Annotated in this window: 17 protein-coding genes; 7 read left to right on the forward strand and 10 right to left on the reverse strand. The window is 64.7% G+C overall.

The features are described 5' to 3' along the window. The 4 genes from waaA to AWB80_RS21205 all read right to left on the reverse strand — a co-directional run bounded on the left by waaA (position 1) and on the right by AWB80_RS21205 (position 4823). Positions 1 to 1320, reverse strand: coding sequence for a lipid IV(A) 3-deoxy-D-manno-octulosonic acid transferase (waaA, locus tag AWB80_RS21190; RefSeq protein ID WP_061176763.1), 1320 nt, complete (start codon positions 1318 to 1320; stop codon positions 1 to 3). A 32-nt stretch (positions 1321 to 1352) separates the two neighbouring features. After that, positions 1353 to 2237 carry a Kdo hydroxylase KdoO gene (kdoO, locus tag AWB80_RS21195; RefSeq protein WP_061176762.1) on the reverse strand — a complete coding sequence of 295 codons (885 nt, stop codon included), beginning with the start codon at positions 2235 to 2237 and terminating at the stop codon, positions 1353 to 1355. Between the two features lie 52 nt (positions 2238 to 2289). Continuing rightward, positions 2290 to 3231 (reverse strand): lipopolysaccharide heptosyltransferase I, encoded by a 942-nt coding sequence (gene waaC, locus AWB80_RS21200; protein ID WP_244206650.1) that lies wholly within the window; start codon positions 3229 to 3231, stop codon positions 2290 to 2292. Between the two features lie 191 nt (positions 3232 to 3422). Continuing rightward, on the reverse strand, positions 3423 to 4823 hold the full coding sequence (locus AWB80_RS21205; RefSeq protein WP_061176625.1) for a phosphomannomutase/phosphoglucomutase: 1401 nt from the start codon (positions 4821 to 4823) through the stop codon (positions 3423 to 3425). A gap of 458 nt (positions 4824 to 5281) precedes the next feature. Here AWB80_RS21205 and AWB80_RS21210 point away from each other — a divergent pair, with 458 nt between their 5' ends. The 5 genes from AWB80_RS21210 (at position 5282) to AWB80_RS21230 (ending at position 10764) form a co-directional block, all read left to right on the forward strand. Continuing rightward, on the forward strand, positions 5282 to 6544 hold the full coding sequence (locus AWB80_RS21210; protein ID WP_061176626.1) for an oligosaccharide flippase family protein: 1263 nt from the start codon (positions 5282 to 5284) through the stop codon (positions 6542 to 6544). After that, positions 6541 to 7347 (forward strand): glycosyltransferase, encoded by an 807-nt coding sequence (locus AWB80_RS21215; protein WP_061176627.1) that lies wholly within the window; start codon positions 6541 to 6543, stop codon positions 7345 to 7347. Before AWB80_RS21210 ends, AWB80_RS21215 begins: the two co-directional genes overlap by 4 nt. A 28-nt stretch (positions 7348 to 7375) precedes the next feature. Further along, complete coding sequence (locus AWB80_RS21220; RefSeq protein ID WP_061176628.1) at positions 7376 to 8515, forward strand: glycosyltransferase family 4 protein; 1140 nt, start codon at positions 7376 to 7378, stop codon at positions 8513 to 8515. Between the two features lie 24 nt (positions 8516 to 8539). Beyond that, entirely contained in the window at positions 8540 to 9586 is a 1047-nt protein-coding gene (galE, locus tag AWB80_RS21225; RefSeq protein ID WP_061176764.1) for a UDP-glucose 4-epimerase GalE, read from the forward strand. Between the two features lie 68 nt (positions 9587 to 9654). Next, positions 9655 to 10764: an MraY family glycosyltransferase gene (locus tag AWB80_RS21230; protein WP_061176629.1), complete on the forward strand. Its 1110-nt coding sequence runs from the start codon at positions 9655 to 9657 to the stop codon at positions 10762 to 10764. A 63-nt stretch (positions 10765 to 10827) separates the two neighbouring features. Here the strand turns inward: AWB80_RS21230 and AWB80_RS21235 are convergent, their stop codons facing one another. The 3 genes from AWB80_RS21235 to AWB80_RS21245 are packed head-to-tail and all read right to left on the reverse strand — an operon-like array spanning position 10828 to position 12463. Further along, positions 10828 to 11523: a dienelactone hydrolase family protein gene (locus tag AWB80_RS21235; protein ID WP_061176630.1), complete on the reverse strand. Its 696-nt coding sequence runs from the start codon at positions 11521 to 11523 to the stop codon at positions 10828 to 10830. 35 nt (positions 11524 to 11558) lie between these two features. Beyond that, the gene (locus AWB80_RS21240; protein ID WP_061176631.1) at positions 11559 to 12032 is read right to left on the reverse strand and encodes a hypothetical protein; all 474 of its coding nucleotides are present in this window, start codon (positions 12030 to 12032) and stop codon (positions 11559 to 11561) included. Continuing rightward, positions 12020 to 12463, reverse strand: coding sequence for an ImmA/IrrE family metallo-endopeptidase (locus AWB80_RS21245; RefSeq protein ID WP_061176632.1), 444 nt, complete (start codon positions 12461 to 12463; stop codon positions 12020 to 12022). Before AWB80_RS21245 ends, AWB80_RS21240 begins: the two co-directional genes overlap by 13 nt. A gap of 664 nt (positions 12464 to 13127) precedes the next feature. Between AWB80_RS21245 and AWB80_RS21255 the strand changes: the two genes are divergently transcribed. Further along, entirely contained in the window at positions 13128 to 14450 is a 1323-nt protein-coding gene (locus AWB80_RS21255) for a hypothetical protein (protein WP_244206642.1), read from the forward strand. Here AWB80_RS21255 and AWB80_RS21260 read toward each other — a convergent pair. Next, positions 14444 to 14902, reverse strand: coding sequence for a hypothetical protein (locus tag AWB80_RS21260; RefSeq protein WP_061176765.1), 459 nt, complete (start codon positions 14900 to 14902; stop codon positions 14444 to 14446). The genes AWB80_RS21255 and AWB80_RS21260 overlap by 7 nt on opposite strands. A gap of 199 nt (positions 14903 to 15101) precedes the next feature. On the opposite strand from AWB80_RS21260, the gene AWB80_RS21265 reads away from it, so the two are divergent. Then, positions 15102 to 15407 (forward strand): hypothetical protein, encoded by a 306-nt coding sequence (locus tag AWB80_RS21265; protein ID WP_061176634.1) that lies wholly within the window; start codon positions 15102 to 15104, stop codon positions 15405 to 15407. 34 nt (positions 15408 to 15441) lie between these two features. Here AWB80_RS21265 and AWB80_RS21270 read toward each other — a convergent pair whose 3' ends face one another. Together AWB80_RS21270 and AWB80_RS21275 are read right to left on the reverse strand one after the other, a co-directional pair. Beyond that, positions 15442 to 17682, reverse strand: coding sequence for a polysaccharide biosynthesis tyrosine autokinase (locus AWB80_RS21270; protein WP_061176635.1), 2241 nt, complete (start codon positions 17680 to 17682; stop codon positions 15442 to 15444). Positions 17683 to 17755: 73 nt separating this feature from the next. After that, on the reverse strand, positions 17756 to 18910 hold the full coding sequence (locus tag AWB80_RS21275) for a polysaccharide biosynthesis/export family protein (RefSeq protein ID WP_061176636.1): 1155 nt from the start codon (positions 18908 to 18910) through the stop codon (positions 17756 to 17758). Between the last annotated feature and the right edge of the window lie 14 nt (positions 18911 to 18924).

Here is an 18924-nt window from a genome sequence, read left to right on the forward strand (position 1 = left end):
TCACTTCCCCGCCTCCCCCTCTTCCAGCAACGCCCCCAGCACGCTCACCGTGCGCTCCGTCGCCCCGCGATGCCGCGCCGCGAACGCCGACGCCGCCGCGCTCATCGCCAGCCGCCGGGCGCGGTCGCCGAAAATCTCGCGCAGGCCGCGCGCGAGATCCTGCGGGTCCTGCACACGCAGCGCGGCGCCTGCCGCGATCGCGTCGTTGGTCGCCTGCGTGAAATTGAACGTGTGCGGCCCGATCAGCACCGGCACGCCCGCCGCGCACGCCTCGATCAGATTCTGCCCGCCAAGCGGCAGCAGACTTCCGCCAATGAACGCGAGATCCGCCGCCGCGTAATACGCGCCCAGCTCGCCCATCGAATCGCCGAGCAGCACCTGCACGCTCGCGGGCAACGGCTCCGGCACATCCGCGCCCGATCCCGCGGCGACGGGCTTTGGCGCCCACACCGAGCGCCGCGCGCTCGTCAGCCCCAGGCTCGAAATCAGCGCGGACACTTCATCGAAACGCTGCGGATGACGCGGCACCAGAATCAGCAGCGCATTCGGCACGTTCAGCGCCGCGAACGCGCGCAGCACCAGCGCCTCCTCACCCTCACGCGTGCTGGCCGCCACCCACACCGGCCGATCGCCGATCGCCGCGCGCCACGCCTGACCGCGCGCGACGAGTTCGGGCGGCGCGGTCATGTCGAATTTCAGATTGCCGAGCACCGCCACATTGCGCGCGCCGAGCGCGGTGAGGCGTTCGGCGTCGGACGGCGTCTGCGCGAGCACGCGCGAAAAACCGCCGAACACTTCGCGCACGGCGCGCCCGAACTTCGCCGCGCGCCGGTACGAACGCTCGGACATGCGCGCATTCGTCAGCACGAGCGGCACATCGGCGCGCTTGCATTCGTCGATGAGCGTCGGCCAGACTTCCGTCTCCATCACGATGCCGAGCGACGGCCGCCACGCGCGCAGAAAGCGCCTGACGAGAACCGGCAGATCGTAGGGAAGATAGCTGCGCAGCACGCGATCGCCGAACAGTTCGACGCCCGTCGCGCGGCCGCTCGGCGTCATGTGCGTGAGCAGCACGCGCGCCTCGGGATGCGCCTTCAGCAAGGCGTCGATCAGCGGCTGCGCCGCGCGCGTCTCGCCGACCGATACCGCGTGCACCCAGATGAGCGGCGCGAGATCGTCGGCGCGGCGCGGTGCGACCCGCCCGAAGCGCTCGCCGATATGCTCGCGATAACCGCGCTCCTTGCGCGAGCGGATATAGAGCCGCAACACCGCGAGCGGCGCGACGATCCACCAGAGCGCCCGGTAGACGCGTCTGAGCACCGTCGCCGATGCGCCCGGAGAAGCCGCGCCGCTCAAACGAGCGCCCGGCCCTTCAGGCGCTCGAGGATGCCGAGCGGCGCGCACTCGGGACGCGCCATCGCCTTGACGGGCAAGAAGAAGGTCTGCTCCATCATGAACTGGCCGGACATCACCGCGTGCGACGTGTGATCGGAGAAGCAGACCCACACCGAGCCGGGCGGAAACGGCATCGTTTCCTGCGGCGAGCTTTTCTGATAGTCGAGATCGGCCTTCATCGCGTCATGCAGATTCAGCATCAGATGGTCGTACTCGCTGCGCGGCGATTTCGTGACATGCAGCAGATTCATGAGCCACGCGGAGCCGGGCATCTGCGCCTTGATACCGGGCAGAAAGCGCTGCGCCATGTCCTCGAACGGTTCGCCCACGCGCCATACGCGCGGCGCGCCTTTCGGGTTGATGTTCGTGAACACGCGCAGGATGCGCTCGCCGTAGTTCGGCCGCGACGGGAAGGCATCGACGTGCAGGCGGCTGTCGTCCTTGCGCCAGGAGGTCTCGCGCGTTTCGACCTGATGCAGCCGGAGGCTCGTGGGCGCGACCCGCAGTGTGCCGTCGTACTCGGGAAAGAGCCCGTCGACGAGCGAGCGCGCATGATCCTGATAACGCTTGATAAGCGAGCGCACCGCCGATTGCATCACGTCGTCGCCGAGCACGCCGGCAAGCGCGCCGCCGTTCGGCGCGAGGCTGATGTTCTTGCGCTTCGGGTCCGCGATCTGCGGATCGAGCAGCGCGCGTTCGCCGCCTTCGATCGGAAACCGCAAATTGGGGAAATACAGCACCTTGCCGTTTTCGACGCCGGCAAGGAGCGTCTCGCGCGGCACGGACAAATTCTTGCCCTGCCAATCGCCAGACGCGACTTCGATGATTTGAGATTCCGTCATTGTGTCTACGACCTTGAGTTGTCCGCGCACGGCGCCGCGCACGATGGACACGCTACAGCAGGCCGAAGCCCGCGAGCGCGGTCTTGACTTCGGAGAGCGTCGGATGCCGGCTCGCGTCGCCGAGATTGACCACTTGCGGCGACCAGTAGCCGCCGGTGCGCCATGCGGTCGAGAAATTGTACAACTCGACGGTCGGACGCTTCAGCGCCGCGGCAATATGCACCAAGCCCGTATCCACGCCGACGGTCGCAGCAGCCCCGTCGATCAGTCCGACGACCGCGGGCAGCGACATCTTCGGCGGCACGATCGCAGCCGCGCCGAACTCCTTCGCGAGCTTTTCGCTCGTTTCGCGTTCGGCGTCGCTGCCCCACGGCAGCACGATCGACGCGCCGCGCGTCACGAGCGCCTGCCCGAGTTCGATCCACAGGGCCTGCGGCCATTGCTTGTCGGCGCGCGAGGTGGCGTGTACGAACACGACATACGGCACCGGCAGGTTCAGCCCGAGTTCGGAGACCGCGAGCGTCGCGCGGCGTGTGTCGAGGCCGAAGTCGATGTCGTCGGTCATCTGCGGCTTCGGCAGATCGAGCGCCGCCGCCACCAGTTGCCGCGTGCGCTCGACCACGTGCGTGCGCGGCTCGATCGGCACGCGCCGGTCGTAGAAGAAGCGCACCGGCCATTCGTAGCCTGCGCCGTCGGTCCGGTTGCCGAGGCCGACGAGCGGCCCGCGCGCCCAGCTCGCGACCCACGCGGTCTTGATGAGCCCCTGGCAGTCGATCACGAGATCGTATTTCTCGGCGGCGAGTTCGCGCTTGAACTTGCCGATCTCGCGCCAGTTCGCGGGCGATGCGAACGCGCGGCGCCAGCGCCTGAGCGAGAACGGGATCGCGCGGCGCACGCCGTGAACCAGTTCGACGAGACTCGCGAAGCTTTCCTCGACGAGCCAGTCGATCTGCGCATCGGGATAGCGGCGGCGGATGTCGGCGATGGCCGGCATGTTGTGGACGACGTCGCCGAGCGACGACACGCGGACGATCAGGATCTTTTGCACGCTGAAATGGGGAGGCGCGGACTGCGCGGCGGAAGTGAGCGGGGAAACGGGGATTTTAGCGCGGCGTACGCTTCACATAAGCAAAAAACGGCACGGTGGCAAAACCGTGCCGCTTTATCATCCACCGCCGAAGCCGTTCAGAACGGCAACTTCGCGTCCGGCTTCTCCGCCAGAATCACGCGGCGAAAATCTTCCTGAATCCGCTTGAGCGCCGCGTCGCTATCCGCCTCGAAGCGCATCACCACCACCGGCGTCGTATTCGACGAACGCGCGAGTCCGAAACCATCGGGGTATTCCACGCGCAAACCGTCGATCGTCAGCACATCGTCCGCGCCGGTGAACTTCGCGTTCTGTTGCATCTTCGCAATCAGCGCGAAGTTTTCGCCTTCTTCAAGCTTCAACTGCAACTCAGGCGTCGACAGCGAATTCGGCAGATCGTTGAGCAGCTTGCTCGGGTCCGCCACGCGCGAGAGGATTTCCAGCATGCGCGCGCCGGTGTACAGGCCGTCGTCGAAGCCATACCAGCGGTCCTTGAAGAACACGTGGCCGCTCATCTCGCCCGCGAGCGGCGCGCCCGTCTCGCGCAGCTTCGCCTTCACGAGCGAATGGCCGGTCTTCCACATCACCGGCTCGCCGCCCTGCTCGCGCACCCACTTCGCCAGATTGCGCGTGCACTTCACGTCGTAAATGATCTGGCCGCCCTTGTTGCGCGACAGCACTTCCTGCGCGAACAGCATCAACTGGCGATCCGGATAGATGACCTGCCCGTCCTTGGTCACGACGCCGAGACGGTCGCCGTCGCCATCGAATGCGAAGCCGACTTCGGCATCCGTTTCCTTGAGCGCCTTGATCACGTCCTGCAGGTTTTCCGGATGCGCCGGGTCCGGGTGATGGTTCGGGAAGGTGCCGTCGATCTCCGTGAACAGTTCGACCAGCTCGCAGCCGAGCGCCTTGAACAGCTTCGGCGCGAGCCCGCCCGCGACGCCATTACCCGTATCGACGACGATCTTCATCGGACGCACCGGCTTCACGTCCGACACGATGCGGTCGAGATACATCTGCGACACGTCGAACTCGGTGTACGAGCCCTCGCCCGCCGTGAAGTCGCTGTCGACGATGCGCTTGTACAAGCCCTGAATCTGATCGCCGTAAATGGCCGCGCCGCGCAGCACCATCTTGAAGCCATTGTAGTCGGGCGGATTGTGGCTGCCGGTCACGACGATGCACGAATCCACGCGCCGCTCGCCCGCAGGCAACGGCAGCGGCACGTTCGCCGCGAAATAGCCGACCGGAGTGGGCACCATGCCGACATCGACGACATCGACGCCTGCCGCGCGCAGGCCATCCGCGAGCGCGCCGACGAGTTCCGGGCCCGACAGACGGCCGTCGCGCGCGACCACGACCGAGTCGCCGCCCTGCTTTTTAATCTCGCTGCCGAAGGCCTGGCCGATGCTCTTCGCAACGTCCGTGTCGACCGTCTTGCCGACGATGCCGCGAATGTCGTAGGCCTTGAAGATGGATTGGGATACTTGGCTCATGAGATGGCTACCTCTTCTCTATTAATTGATGGATTCTCGGCGATGCAGCCATGAGGGCGTGCAGGTCGTGACGGTTGGCGCACCGCTGCAGCGGGAAACGCGCGAACGACTGCCAGATGACGTATCGAATTCTGCCTATGCGTCTGATAAATCAACACGAAAGATACATTTGGAAGCAATGGATGCAGAACCGGAGCCGCGGGCGGCGAGTGTGCTTCGGGATCGCACTTATAATCGCTGTCTTTCAGCGCTCTCAGGATTGCCGCGCGCCGGAACAAACCCAGTTCAAGCCTGCGCGTTCATTCTAATCCAATGCTCAAACGCTCTTTCGCCTCGATGCCTTCGAATGAGGCGCGTCCGCGCGCAAACACACAAAAGTTGACGGATAACGCGCACCTTTCAGGTCATCAGCCTGCGGTAGCACGCCGCATGCCCGTTTTCACGGCGGGACTCGCCGCATGAAGGCGCTGATGCGCTCCGGCAATCCGGACGTCGCCCGCGCGCTCACCAATATCGTGTGGCTCGGGCTCGAACGGCTTACGCAGATCGCCGTCGCCATCGTCATTTCGGGTCTGCTCGCGCGCTATCTCGGCCCCGACGATTTCGGCAAATGGCAATACGCGAACACGCTTTTGCTCGTGATCGCGCCGATCACCTGGGTGTGCGGCGCGGAGATTCTCGTGCCGACGATCGTCAACCGCCCGCCCGCCGAAACCGGCGCGGTGCTCGGTAGCGCGTTCGTGCTGCGCATGGGCGTTTCGGTCGTCGCGCTCGCGCTCACCTGGACGTGGATCGCGGCGGGCGGCACCGATCCGATGGTCGGGCTGATGCTCGCCGGTCTCGCCGTCACGCTGCTGTTTCGCGAGCCGTTCATCGGCGTGGTGAATTCGTGGCTGCAGAGTCTCACGTACAGCAAACCGCAGCTCATCGCGAGCATGACGGCCGCCATCGTCAAGGCGGCGCTCGTGTTCGCGCTGGTGCGCGCAGCCGCCCCGGCGCCGAGCTTCGGCTGGCTCTGGGCGCTCGAAGCCGCGGCGATCAGCGCCGCGCTCGTCGCGTACTACATGCGTCGTCACGGCGGCAAGCTCGGCTGGCGTGTCGATCGCGCGCTGTTCCGGCATTTCGCGAGCGCGGGCACGGTGTTCTGGCTCGGGCTCATCTGCATGTATCTGTTCCTGAAGCTCGACCGGCTGATGCTCGCGCATCGCGTGTCGTTCGCGGAACTCGGGCTGTACTCCGCCGCGCAGCAGTTGAACGAGAACTGGATCGCGCTCGCGCTGATGCTCTCGCAGACCATCGCGCCGGCGTTCGTCTATCGCGTGCAGGAAACCGCGCGCCTCAGACGCAACCTCGTGCGCCTGTTCGCGATGACCGCCGCGCTGATGATCGCGGGCGCCGCTGTCCTCGACGCGCTCGCGGGCTTCATCATCGCGCGCGTGTTCGGACCGAACTACGCCGGCGCCGCCGATATCCTCCGCTGGGCCGTGTGGCTTTCCGTGCCGGCGGGCATCGAGGCGATCGGCAATCTCGTCGTGCTGAAATATCAGGCGAAGTACGTGCTGTTGTCGAAATGGCTGCTCGCGCTCGCGGTCGCGTTCGCGGTGAACTGGTTCGCGATTGCCCGCTTCGAAGGCTACGGCGCGCTGCTCGGCCTCGCGGCGGGCTATGTCGCGGCGGCGTCGGTGAACTTTTACTACATTCGCTTCCGGCTGCGCGCATGAACGATCTCTCCGATGTGACCGTCCTGATGCCCGCGTTCAACAGCCAGGCCGAGGTCGAACGCACGCTCGCGTCGTTCGGCGAAACGTCGACGGTCGATGTGCTGATCGTCGACGATGGCAGCACGCCGCCGATCGCAGCGCCGGTCATCGAGGGCATGCGGATCGATATTCTGCGGATGCCGCGAAATGGCGGCATCGAGCGCGCGCTCGAAGCGGGCGTCGCGGCGCTCGCGGCGCGCGGCGTACGCTATGCGGCGCGCATCGACGCGGGCGATCTCGCCACGCCCGGCCGTCTCGCGAAGCAGCGCGCGTATCTGGACGCGCATCCGCGAGTCGCGGTGCTGGGCATGTGGACGCACGTCGTGTCGACCAGCGGCGCGCCGCTCTTCGACCTCACGCCGCCGGCCGAGCCCGCCGCGATCCGCCGCATGATGCTCGCACGCACGTGCTTCACGCATCCGTCGCTGATGCTGCGTGTCGATGCCGTGATCGACGCGGGAAACTATCGCGCGCAGTACCGCGCCGCCGAGGATCTCGATCTGATCCTGCGGCTGCTCCAGCGCCACGACGGCGCGAATCTGCCGGAGTTCGGCCTCTTCTACGAACTGAACGAAAGCGGCATCAGCGCGACGAAGCGGCGCGCGCAGGTAATCTCCACGCTGCGGCTTCAGTTGCGCCACTTGCGCGTGTCGAATCCGCTCGACTGGATCGGCGTGACGAAAAGCATCGCGCATCTGGTGTTGCCGTATCGCGCGCTGCGCGGCCTGAAGGCGCGCTTTCTGAAAAGCACCTCTTCCGCGTGAAATTACCAATGTTTGAGCGCTCTTCCGGATGACGAAAGAAAAGTCGAAGCTTCGCATCGCCCTCGTGTGCAACACGGCGTGGGCGATCTACACCTACCGGCGCGGCGTGCTGCGCATGCTGGCCGCGCGCGGCGCGCAAGTGACGATCATCGCGCCGCGCGACCGCACCTTCGAGCCGCTCACGGAAATGGGCTGCCGCTGCGTCGAACTGCCGGTGGCGTCGAAGGGAACGGACCCGCGTCAGGATCTGAAGACGCTCGCCGCGCTGTATCGCGAATATCGCGCGACGCGTCCGCATATCGTGTTCCACTACACGATCAAGCCGAACATCTACGGATCGCTGGCCGCGATGCTCGCGCGCGTGCCGTCGATCGCCGTCACGACGGGTCTCGGCTACGTGTTCATCCAGAAGAGCCGCACGGCGCAGGTCGCCAAGCGGCTGTACCGTTTTGCGTTCCGCTTTCCGCGCGAAGTGTGGTTTCTGAATCGCGACGATCACGACGCGTTCCTGCACGAGAATCTGCTCGCGCATCCGGATCGCGCGCGGCGTCTGCATGGCGAAGGCGTCGATCTCGATGAATTCGCGTTTCAGCCGCTGCCCGCGCGCGAGGATTTCGTGTTCATCCTGATCGGCCGGCTGCTGTGGGATAAAGGCGTCGCGGAATATGTCGAAGCCGCGCGCCGCATTCGCGCGAAATTTCCGCACGCGCGTTTTCAGTTGCTGGGGCCGGTCGGCGTCGACAATCCGAGCGCGATCAGCCGCACGGACGTGCAGAAGTGGGAGGCGGAGAATATCGTCGAATATCTGGGCGAAGCGAACGATGTGCGCCCGCTCGTGGCCGAAGCCGATTGCGTCGTGCTGCCTTCGTATCGCGAAGGCGTGCCGCGCACGCTGATGGAAGCGTCGGCGATGGGCCGACCGATCGTCGCCACCGATGTGCCCGGCTGCCGCGAGGTCGTCGAGCACGGCGTGAACGGCCTGCTTTGCGAGGTGAAGAGCGCCGACAGCCTGACGCAGGCGCTCGAACGCATGCTGACGCTCTCCCACGATGAACGCGAAGCGATGGCGCAGCGCGGGCGCGCCAAAGTCACCCACGAGTTCGACGAAAAAAATGTCGTCGAGCGCTACAAGGGCACAATACATGCCATTACCGGCATTTCACTCTGATTCGAGTCTTTTGGAGAACGCATGATGAATGGCAATCAGTCGCCGAACACAGGTACGAAGGGCACGATTCTCGTCACGGGCGGCGCGGGCTTCATCGGTTCGCATACGTGTGTCGAACTGCTCGGCGCGGGTTACGGCGTCGTGGTCATCGACAATCTCGTCAACAGCCGCGCTGAAGCGCTGAAGCGCGTCGAGCGCATCGCGGGAAAAAGCGTCGCGTTCTACGAAGCCGATGCGCGCGACGAAGCCGCGCTCGACCGCATCTTCGACGCGCACGAGATCACCGGCGCGATTCACTTCGCCGCGCTGAAGGCCGTGGGCGAATCGGTCGCGAAGCCGGTCGAGTACTACAGCAACAATATCGGCAGCCTGCTCGCCGTGCTCAACGTGATGAAAGCGCGCAACGTGCGCAACTTCGTGTTCAGCTCGTCCGCGACGGTCTACGGCGTGCCGCAAAGCGTGCCGATCGACGAATCGTTTCCGCTTTCGGCGATCAACCCTTACGGCCAGTCGAAGCTCATCGCCGAGCAGATTCTGCGCGACCTCGAAGTCGCCGATCCGTCGTGGCGCATCGCGACGCTGCGCTATTTCAATCCGGTCGGCGCGCATGAGAGCGGTCTGATCGGCGAGGATCCGGCGGGCATTCCGAACAACCTGATGCCGTATGTCGCGCAGGTGGCGGTCGGCAAGCTGGAACGCCTGCGCGTGTTCGGCAGCGACTACGATACGCACGACGGCACCGGCGTGCGCGATTACATTCATGTGGTGGATCTGGCGCGCGGGCATATCGCGGCCATCGATGCGCTGAAGACGCTCGACCGCAGCTTCGTCGTGAATCTCGGCACGGGCCAGGGCTATAGCGTGCTCGATGTCGTGAAGGCGTTCGAGGCGGCGTCGGGCAAGCAGGTGCCGTATGAGCTGGTGCCGCGCCGTCCGGGCGACATCGCCGCCTGTTACGCCGATCCGGCCGCCGCCGCGAAGCTGATCGGCTGGCGCGCGGAGCACGGCATCGAACGCATGTGCGCGGATCACTGGCGCTGGCAGTCGCAAAATCCGCAAGGGTTCGCGTAAAGTCTCGCTGCGGCCTGCGTCGCCGTGTTCGACGATGCGGGCCTGCTTCCCCCAACCGGTTCTATTTCATGCTTAGTTTCGCGCTTGCTTTTCTGGTCTCGCTGCTCGTGACCTTGTTGATCGTGCGCTTCGCACACCTGCAGGAGGGCGTGCTCGGCGACACCGATCTCGCCGGCGTGCAGAAGTTTCACGCGCGGCCGGTGCCGCGCATCGGCGGCGTCGGCATCCTGTGCGGGCTGACGGCATCGGCCGTGCAATTGCGATGGGGCTATCCGGCCGTGTCGGGCGGGATTCTCGGCATCGTCGCGTGCGGGCTGCCGGCGTTTCTCTCCGGGCTCATCGAAGACCTGACCAAGCGCGTCTCGCCGCTCGCCCGCCTCATCTGCACGATGGCCGCGGCGGGCCTCGCCTACGCGTTCCTGAATATCGCGGTCACGCGCATCAGCGTGCCGCCGCTCGATTTCCTGCTGTCCTACGCGATCATTTCGTGCGCGGTGACGGTTCTCGCGGTCGCGGCGCTCGCGAACGCGGTGAATATCATCGACGGCTTCAACGGCCTCGCGTCGATGGTCGGCTTCATGATGTTCGCCTCGCTCGCCTACGTGGCGTTCCAGGTACACGATCCGGTCGTGCTGTCCGGCTCGCTCATCATGATGGGCGCGGTGATGGGCTTCTTCATCTGGAACTTCCCCGCCGGCCTGATCTTTCTCGGCGACGGCGGCGCGTACTTCGTCGGCTTCATGCTGGGCGAACTCTCGATCATGCTCGTGATGCGCAACCGCGATGTTTCCGCGTGGTATCCGGTGCTGCTCTTCATGTATCCGATCTTCGAGACGTGTTTCTCGATCTACCGGAAGAAGTTCATTCGCGGCATCTCGCCGGGCATTCCGGACGGCGTGCATCTGCACATGCTCGTCTACAAGCGGCTGATGCGCTGGGCCGTGGGCGCGAAGAACGCGCACGAACTCACGCGGCGCAATTCGCTCACGTCGCCGTATCTGTGGCTGCTGTGCCTGATCGCGGTGATTCCCGCGACGCTTTTCTGGCGGCACACGGTGCATCTGTTCTGCTTCGTCGTCGTGTTCGCGGCGACGTATGTGTGGCTCTACATGAGCATCGTGCGCTTCAAGGCGCCGCGCTGGCTGGTGTTCCGCCGGCCGCATACCGCGAAGAAATGAACGTTTTTTTCCGCGATGAGAACGCCGCCCCGCTCCGGGCGGCGTTTTCGTTTGCGGCCTCGCTTACTTCAGATGCTTGCTGAAGAAGTCTGCCGTGCGGCCGTTGGCGAGCTGCGCGGCTGCCGCATCGTAATGCGCGCCCTGGTTGCGCGCGAACGCGTGATGACAGCCGGGATACGTGAACGCCTCGACGTTCGCATGCCCTTTCGCCGCCGCGAGCACGCGATTGCGCGCGTCGGCGGGAATGAACTCGTCTTCTTCGGCGAGATGCAGCATGAGCGGCACCTTGATCTTCGGCAGTTCGGCGAGATATTGGTCCGTGCCGCCGCCGTAGTAGGAAACCGAAACATCGACGTCGGTGCGCGCGGCGCTCAGGAACGACAACAGGCCGCCGAGACAGAACCCGACCGAACCGATCTTGCCCTGCACCTGCGAAAGCCCGCGCGCGAAGCCGATGGTCGCCGCGATGTCCTCGACGCCCGTGTTGACGTCGAACGCGTTGTAGTATTTCAGCGCCTGCTGCCATTCGGCTTCGGTGCGGTCGGTGAGCTCGACGTTCGGTTCGAGCCGCCAGAACAGGTCGGGACATAGCGCGACGTAGCCTTGACGCGCGTATTCGTCACAGGTTTCGCGCATGTCGGCGTTGATGCCGAAGATTTCCTGAATCACGACCACGGCGGGCGCGGGCGTTTGCGCGGGGTACGCAACGTAGGCGTCGAAATTGCCGTCTGGGGTGGAGATGCTGAGCATGTCGGACATGGGAGTCTCCTGGGTGAGGGTGAGGTTGCCTGATGTCATGCGGTGGGTCGGGATCGGCCCACGTACTGCTTGAGCAGGTCGGCCAGCTCCTTGACCAGAGTCTGCCAGATTGTAAGACTGTCTTTGTCGTCTTCCTTGCCATCGCCTTCACGAAACACCAGTCGGACGGTCGGAAGCAGGGACACCGCAACCAGCGAAGCAATAACAACGATCGGCGCAATAAACAACAACGCCTGAGAGTGGTCGATCTGCACTGATCCGCCGAAAATCCGCAGGCCGAACGAGCGAATCCACAAAGCAAGAATGGCGACGAGCGTGATGATCAAACCAGCGACCCCAAAGAATGCAATGTGCCTGAATTTTCGATATTGCCGACGGTCCGCGATGTATTCTTCTACCAGAGACAAACGCCTGATCGACAACTCCTTGCTCGAAAAATCGGTCTGACCGACAGGCGTTTCACCGCGTCGGCGTTGGTCATTTCGTGATCCAGCAGTCATGGCGCCCATCCCAGTTTCTTAAGCTTGAATTCCAGTGCGAGGTCGCTGACCTTGAACATCTCGGTCAACGTCCGGAAGCTGCTGATGTTTCTCTTGCCGAGCAGAATTTCGACGGCACAACTGGGAATCAGCAATTCGAGTGCAAAAAGGTTGGCTTGCCTTTCGACCGTATCGAGTTGCACCTTCGAAAATTCATTCTCTGTGTCGATGAACCAGTTGCCATGTTCGAGCGCGTAGTGCCCCAACTCATGAGCGATAGTGAAGCGCTGACGCACGTCCGGTTCATTCGGGTTCGTATAGATATGCGGCCTTCCATCCACGAATTCGAAGCGTCCGAAAGCCTCACCCAGCCCGGGATCGTGCTCGACCGTCACGTCTGCGGCGCGCGCGATGACGGCCGGATCGACCGGTAGAAACCCATCCCAATACTCCGAAAGCATGTACCGCGCAGCCATAGTCGGCATGATGATTGTCCTCCATCAGCAAGTCATTGCTCGCAGCAGACGTTTCGTTATCCTGTGCGATCTTGCGATGAAGCATATCATCGGCCTTTGGTCGTCTCCATGCACCTAGTCCGAATGGCTAGTCGTGAGCAAAAGTGGCGCGCGCGCCGAAGCACGCGTGCAGGCGCGGCGATGATCGCGAGTCCCCGGATGAAATCGACTTCGATCGACCGATCGGGTCCTTGCATGCGTGTCGCGCCGAACAGGCCCGTGCCGTTCCCCTTCTGCGAGGGTCGCTCGTTCTCGTATGGCTCGCGCGGCCGAAGCCGCGCGTCCTCGTGGGCCTGCTTGTCCCGCAGATGCGGGTGACCTCGTACCGGCACGCGCACGCACATCGCGCTTATTGAGTGGTCCGACGCCGGACCGAACCGCTTCCGGCGATTCAATCTTCGGTCGGGAAAACCGGGACGGTCCGCCAGAATCCCGTGCTTTGCGGACACACGCCCGACACGCGCGCCTCCACCGCAAGAAACGTGCTGCGGCACACATGCGCATCCGTCCTTTCGCGCCGAAGCCTAGTCGCGAGACGCCGCCGCCACGGCGCACGCGAAGGGCCGCTGATATATTCGATCGCAAAAATACGGGGTTTTCCGGGGACGTCATGCGCAACAAGTTCGCCGTCGTCTGGATCTGGCTTTGTCTGCTTCCGCTCGCCTTCGTCTTCCGTGGCGCGGGGCCGTACAGCAAGGTCGTCGAGATACTGCTCACCGTGGCTTCGATGGCCGCGGCCTGCGCGATCCTGCTGATCGCGCCACGCTTCGCGCGACGCTCGCGCATGCGCACGCTCGTCACCGCGCTCCTGTTGCTGACGCTCGTCGGCAGCGTCGCCACGCAATGGCTGCAAGGCAACGATCCGGGCAACTATCTGCGCGTGATCCTGCCGTTCCTGCTGATGCTGCTCGGGTTTTTCGTGGGCTGCCGTCCGTGGGACCCGCAGCGTCTCGAACAGATGGAACGCGCGATGGTCTGGTCGATCATCGCATCGCTCGTGTTCGGCTACGGCGTCGGCATCGCGGCGGACGGCGGGATCGGGAATGTCGGCGCGATCGGCGTCCCGGTCACGTTCCTCTGCCTGCAAGGGCTCTTGCTGCATGAGTTCGTCTTCGCGAAGCGCATCACGATATTCGCCGTGCTGCTGTTTCTCGCGACCATCGCCATCGAACTCGTCAGCATGACGCGCAGCGTGCTCGTCGGCACCGTGCTGCTGCTCGCTTATGCGACGTGGCTCGCCGCGCCGTCGATCAGACCGTTCTTCACCCGCGGCCTGCGCGCGGTCATGATCCTGACTTTGCTCGGCGCGACGGCGGCGGCCTCGGCGGCGTTGTTCCCGGCCGTCGCCGAGCAATGGGCGCAGCACGTGCCATTCGCGCAAGATGCACGAATCGTCCGCGATCCGGCCACCATCACGCGTCTTGCGGAGATGAAGGATCAGTACGAGCAGACGATGTCATCGGCGCTCTCGATGACCGTGGGCATGGGCTACGGCCACGACTACGCGATCCGCAAATGGACGGCCGGCCACGACTTCTGGGTCTATCAGTTCTTCGCGGGCGGTCTGTTGTTCGGTCTCGCGCTGCCGATCGCGATCCTGTGGGCGCTCTGGCGCGGCTCGATGGCGTATCGTGCGTGGCGGCATCGCACACCCGATGCGCCCGGTCTGCCCGTGCTCGGTCGCGCGCTCTTCGTGCTCGCGGCGCTGCCGGCGACATCAATCGGCGGCAATCCGCTGGGCGACCGTTTCTCGGGGCTCGTGTTCGGCGTCGCGCTTGGGCTGGTCGTCGCGTCGTATGCGCGCATCTCGCACGCGATGCACGTGCGCGCCGCCGAAGCGGCCGGACGGCCCGCGCAGCACGCGACGCCCTTCTATGGCGTGCCGCAGGACGCGTCGCTACCCGCGCAATCGATAGTGCCCCTGCGTCACTGAGCGGGCATATGCGCCCGCAGATACGGCGCGAAACCGTTCTGCACAGCGATGATCTTCGTCGCGCAGTCGTCGAAGTCGGAGCCTCGCGCGCGTTCATCGCCAAACATGCCCTTGCATTGCGCGAAGAGCGAGATGGTCGCGCCATTGCCGCTGGCGATGCGCGTCGCCGAAAACACCGGCTTGCCGGAACCCGAAGGCACGTCCGTTTCGATGGCGGCATCGTCGGCGCGCGTCAGTCGCTCCTTCGAATTCTGCTCGACGTAGGTCTTCGTGAGCTTCCACGCCGCGTCGCACTGCGCGGCGTCGCGGCATGCGATGGTCGCATTGCGTTGCGCCGTATCGAGCGACTGCTGCGAGAGCAGGAACGTGCGTTCCTTCTGCTGTTCTTTCTCGGCGGACGAGCAGGCGGTGAGGACGATCGAAGCAACGGCGAGAGCGATGAGCTTTTTCACGGGCGGACAGCCAAAAAACCAGGTCGGACGGCGATTATAACGACGCCCGCTTTCGCCGCGCCGAAAGCGCCGCCGTGACGCGCGCCCGCCCGCGTGAAATGGCCGCTCGCGCATGGCTTTTGGCGTCGATCGGCGGCGGCGCGCAATATGCTGTTTTCATGCATGCGCGCCGACGCATCGAAAACACCCGGAGGAGATCATGAAGCACGCGCTACGCACGGCCCTGCTGTCGATGACGATGATCGCTCTCGCGCCTACGGCCGCGCACGCGGGCGATGTCGCCGACGCATCCTCGACGGACAAGCTGCTCGCGCAACAGAACGGTTATGTGGGAAATCCTGCGGGAGGCGCGCGGCTTCGCCCAAGTGGGCGCAACGCGGACGCCAAGTCGATGATGATGCCCAGGAGCGCGGCCGCGACGCTCTATCCGGTGCCGCCGGGTCTGAAAGCTCCCGCGGCGAACAACCCGGCACGCGCACGCGATATCTACAAGTCGCCGTATTGAGCATCCGGGCCGGCGCGCCCGGATGCCGGAGCTTTCATTCCGCGATGCTTTCGTAGCCGTAATATCCGGCGTAGGTGCTGCCCATCAGCACCTTCGACTGCGGCACATCGGTGAGCAGCACGCCTTTCATGTGCACGCCGCCGTTATGCAGGCGCTTCATCGTTTCGCCGATCTCCTGCACCTGATTCTTGCCGTGCCGAACGACCAGCAGGCTCGTGCCCGCGTGTCTGCCGATCACCGTCGCGTCGGTCACGGCGAGCACCGGCGGCGTATCGATGACGACGAGGTCGTAGTACTGCTTCAGCTCGGCGAGGATTTCACCCAGCCGGTCGCTCGCCAGCAGCTCCGAAGGATGCGAGGGCAGCGAACCCTTGGTGATGAGATCGACGCCCGGCAGCACGTCGTGCAGGATCGTGCTCCTTACGTCGGCGCCCATCAGCACGTCCGAGAGGCCCGGCGAATGGCGCACGCCGAAGTGCGAGTGGATATCGCCACGGCGCATGTCGCCGTCGATCAGCAGCACGCGCTTGCGCGTCGACGCAACCAGCGTCGCGAGGTTCGCCGAGAGGAACGACTTGCCCGCTTCCGGACGCGAGCCCGTCATCATCACGACGTTGTTGCGCGCTTCGCCGAGTTGCAGTTGCAGCGACGTGCGCAGGCTGCGGATGCCTTCGACCGCCGCATCCTCCGGCGCCTGCGCGGCGAGCACGTGCAGCCCTTCGCGCCGCATGCCGACCTGGCGTTGCAGGCGAAGCTGCTGCGTGCTGCGCGGCACGATCGCGAAAACACGCGTGCCCAGTTGCCGTTCAATGTCTTCCGGACGCTCGACGCCGCCATAGAGCGCCTTGCGGATGAACGCGACGATGACGCCGAGCACGAGGCCGATGCCCGCCGAGATCAGGATCACGAGGATGCGCTTCGGGCGCACGGGGTCATCGGCGGCCTGCGCGAGATCGACGATGCGCACGTTGCCGACCTGTCCCGCCTTCACGATGCGCAGTTGCTGCGCGCTGGCGAGGAGGTTCGTGTACAGCTCGGTGTTCACGCGCACGTCGCGCATATAGCGCAGCGCGGTCTGCTCGGTATCGGGCAGCGTCGACACGTTCTTGCCGAGGCGCGTCTGCGCAGCGGTGAGCGCGGCGATCTGCGCATCGAGCGCCTGCACCGACGGATGATTCGCCGTGAAGCGCAGCGACAGTTCCGCGCGCTGTTGCTGCAGGTCCGTGAGCTTGGTCCGGTTATCGACGATCTGCTGCAACAGGAGACGGCTTTCCTCGGTGAGATCCACCGTGCCCTGCTTGTTGCGGAATGTGTTATAGCGCTGCTCGGATTCGTCGAGCTGTTTTTTCACGAGCGGCAATTGCTGATCGAGGAACGCGAGCGTGTGCTCCGATTCGGCGGAACGCTTCGACGCGTCCTGCTGCACGTAGCGGTTCACGATGCTGTTGACGATCTGCGCGATTTCCTTCGCATTACTACCTTCCAGCGATACGCCGATGATGCCGGATTGCAGCGCGGTTTCCGCCACGGCGAGACGCTGCTGAAGACGGTCGATGGTCGTGAGCGTCGAGAAACGCTGCAACTCGAACTGCACGCCCGGATGACCGACGAGCCGGTCGACCTTGAGCGTCACCGGTCCGTGCGGCGTCATTCCCGACACTTGCTCGCCGACGCGGCCCGACAGGATCGCGACGCCTTCGGGATCGTTCACCACATAAGCGCCGTGTTCGCCCGCGACGAGCGTGAATTTTTTCTCGTAGAGATCCTTCGGCGTATCGAAGAGCGGCACGTCGATCTGCTCGCCGCCCCACGCGAAGCGCGACAGATAACCCGGCGGTAGCGGAATGCCGAACTTCGAAAGCACGTTGCCGATCAACGCGCCCACGACCGGAAAGCCGCGCGGCGCCGCGCCGATGTCGAGATGCAGGCGCCGCACCGTGTCGTCGATGACCATACGAGAGCGCAGCAGCTCGATCTGCGCGGCGGTCGCGGACTTCGCATCGGCCATCTGCGGGAGCGGCTGAACCGTGTTCGCGTTGGCGTTGAGGTTGACGTTGGTGTTGTTGTTCTTGTTGCCGTCGTCCACCTGGATCAGCGCGTCCGCCTTGTAGACCGGCGTCGCGGTGTAGGCGTAAGCGGTGCCGAGCGCGATCACGGCGAGCATCACGACCGTGACGAGCTTCCAGTTGCGCATCACCGCCGCCAGATAGTCGGACAGCCGCAACTCGTCGCCCGTCGATACGTCCGCGTATCGTGAATCAAAGTTCATCGCCATGATCTCGCTCGCTTGCTTTTTTTAAGTCGAACAATGATTTCCCGGCGCGCCCCCGCGCGCGCCGGTCAGACGCTTACTTCGTCAGCACGGCCGCCGTCAGACCCGCGTTGATCGCCGGCAGGAGCAGGTTCAACACGCGCGAGAAGCGCACCAGGCCGTTGTTGTCCACGTAGACGACGTCATGCGGCTGCAGCTCGAAGTTGTTCGCGAGCAGCATCGACACCGGCGAATGCGCGTCGAGGTGATACACCTCGGGCTGGTCCGTCGCGCCGTTGCGAATCACGTACACCTCGCGCGGGTCCGACGTTTCCGCATTGAAGCTGCCCGCCTGCGAGACCGCGTCCGAGAGCGAGAGCCGGCCGCTTCGCATCGGAATGACGGTTGCCGGGCGGGTCACTTCACCCATCACGTAGACGCCGTTTTCGTCGCGCGAATCGACGCGCAGCGCATCGCCCGGCTTGAGCATGATGTCCGACGGGCTGCGGCCCTTCGCGGTCATGCCGGCCATGTTGATCTTGTACGTGACGCCATCGCGGATCAGCGTGACGCGGCTCTGGTCCGCCGTCGGCGCGAAGCCGCCCGCACGGCCGACCGCCTCGGTGAGCGTCATCGGAATGTCGTTGATCTGCTGCGCGCCCGGCGTGCGCACGTCGCCGTCGATATACACCTGCGACGCACGGAACGAATTGACGCGCACCGTCACCTGCGGCTTCACGAAGACCTTCGACAGCTCCGCGTACAGGTCGCGCTGCACCTGCGTCTCGGTCTTGCCGACGACGTGCAGCGGCTTGCTCACGTACGGGAACTGGATGTTGCCCTCCGCATCGACGACGAAGCCAGGCGCGGCATCGGACGTGCGTGCCTGAGCGAGCGGCTGACCCAGCGCCGCAGCGAGCTCGGGGTGATCCCAGACCGTGATCTGCAGCACGTCGCCGATGCCGAGCTTGTACGGTCCCGGCTTGCCGTAGAGCGACGCGTTCGGATCGGTCGCGGCGGAAGGCTGCGCGGTGCGCATCTTCTTCACGAGAGCGGCATCGATCTGCATGATCGGAATGTTGGTCGTGCTCGCCGGATCGCCCTGGTCGTTCGACGTCTCGACGAGCGCGGCCGGCTTTTCCATGTGCATGCCCGGTGCGAGCCCGCAGCCGGTCAGGATCACGGAGATGGAAGCTGCCGCAGCCAGGCTCGTGAGGCGGAAGATACGCGACACGTTGGTATTGGCGGCCATGGAGGTGGTGCCTG

The organism is Caballeronia pedi, from assembly GCF_001544915.2.
Taxonomy (GTDB): domain Bacteria; phylum Pseudomonadota; class Gammaproteobacteria; order Burkholderiales; family Burkholderiaceae; genus Caballeronia; species Caballeronia pedi.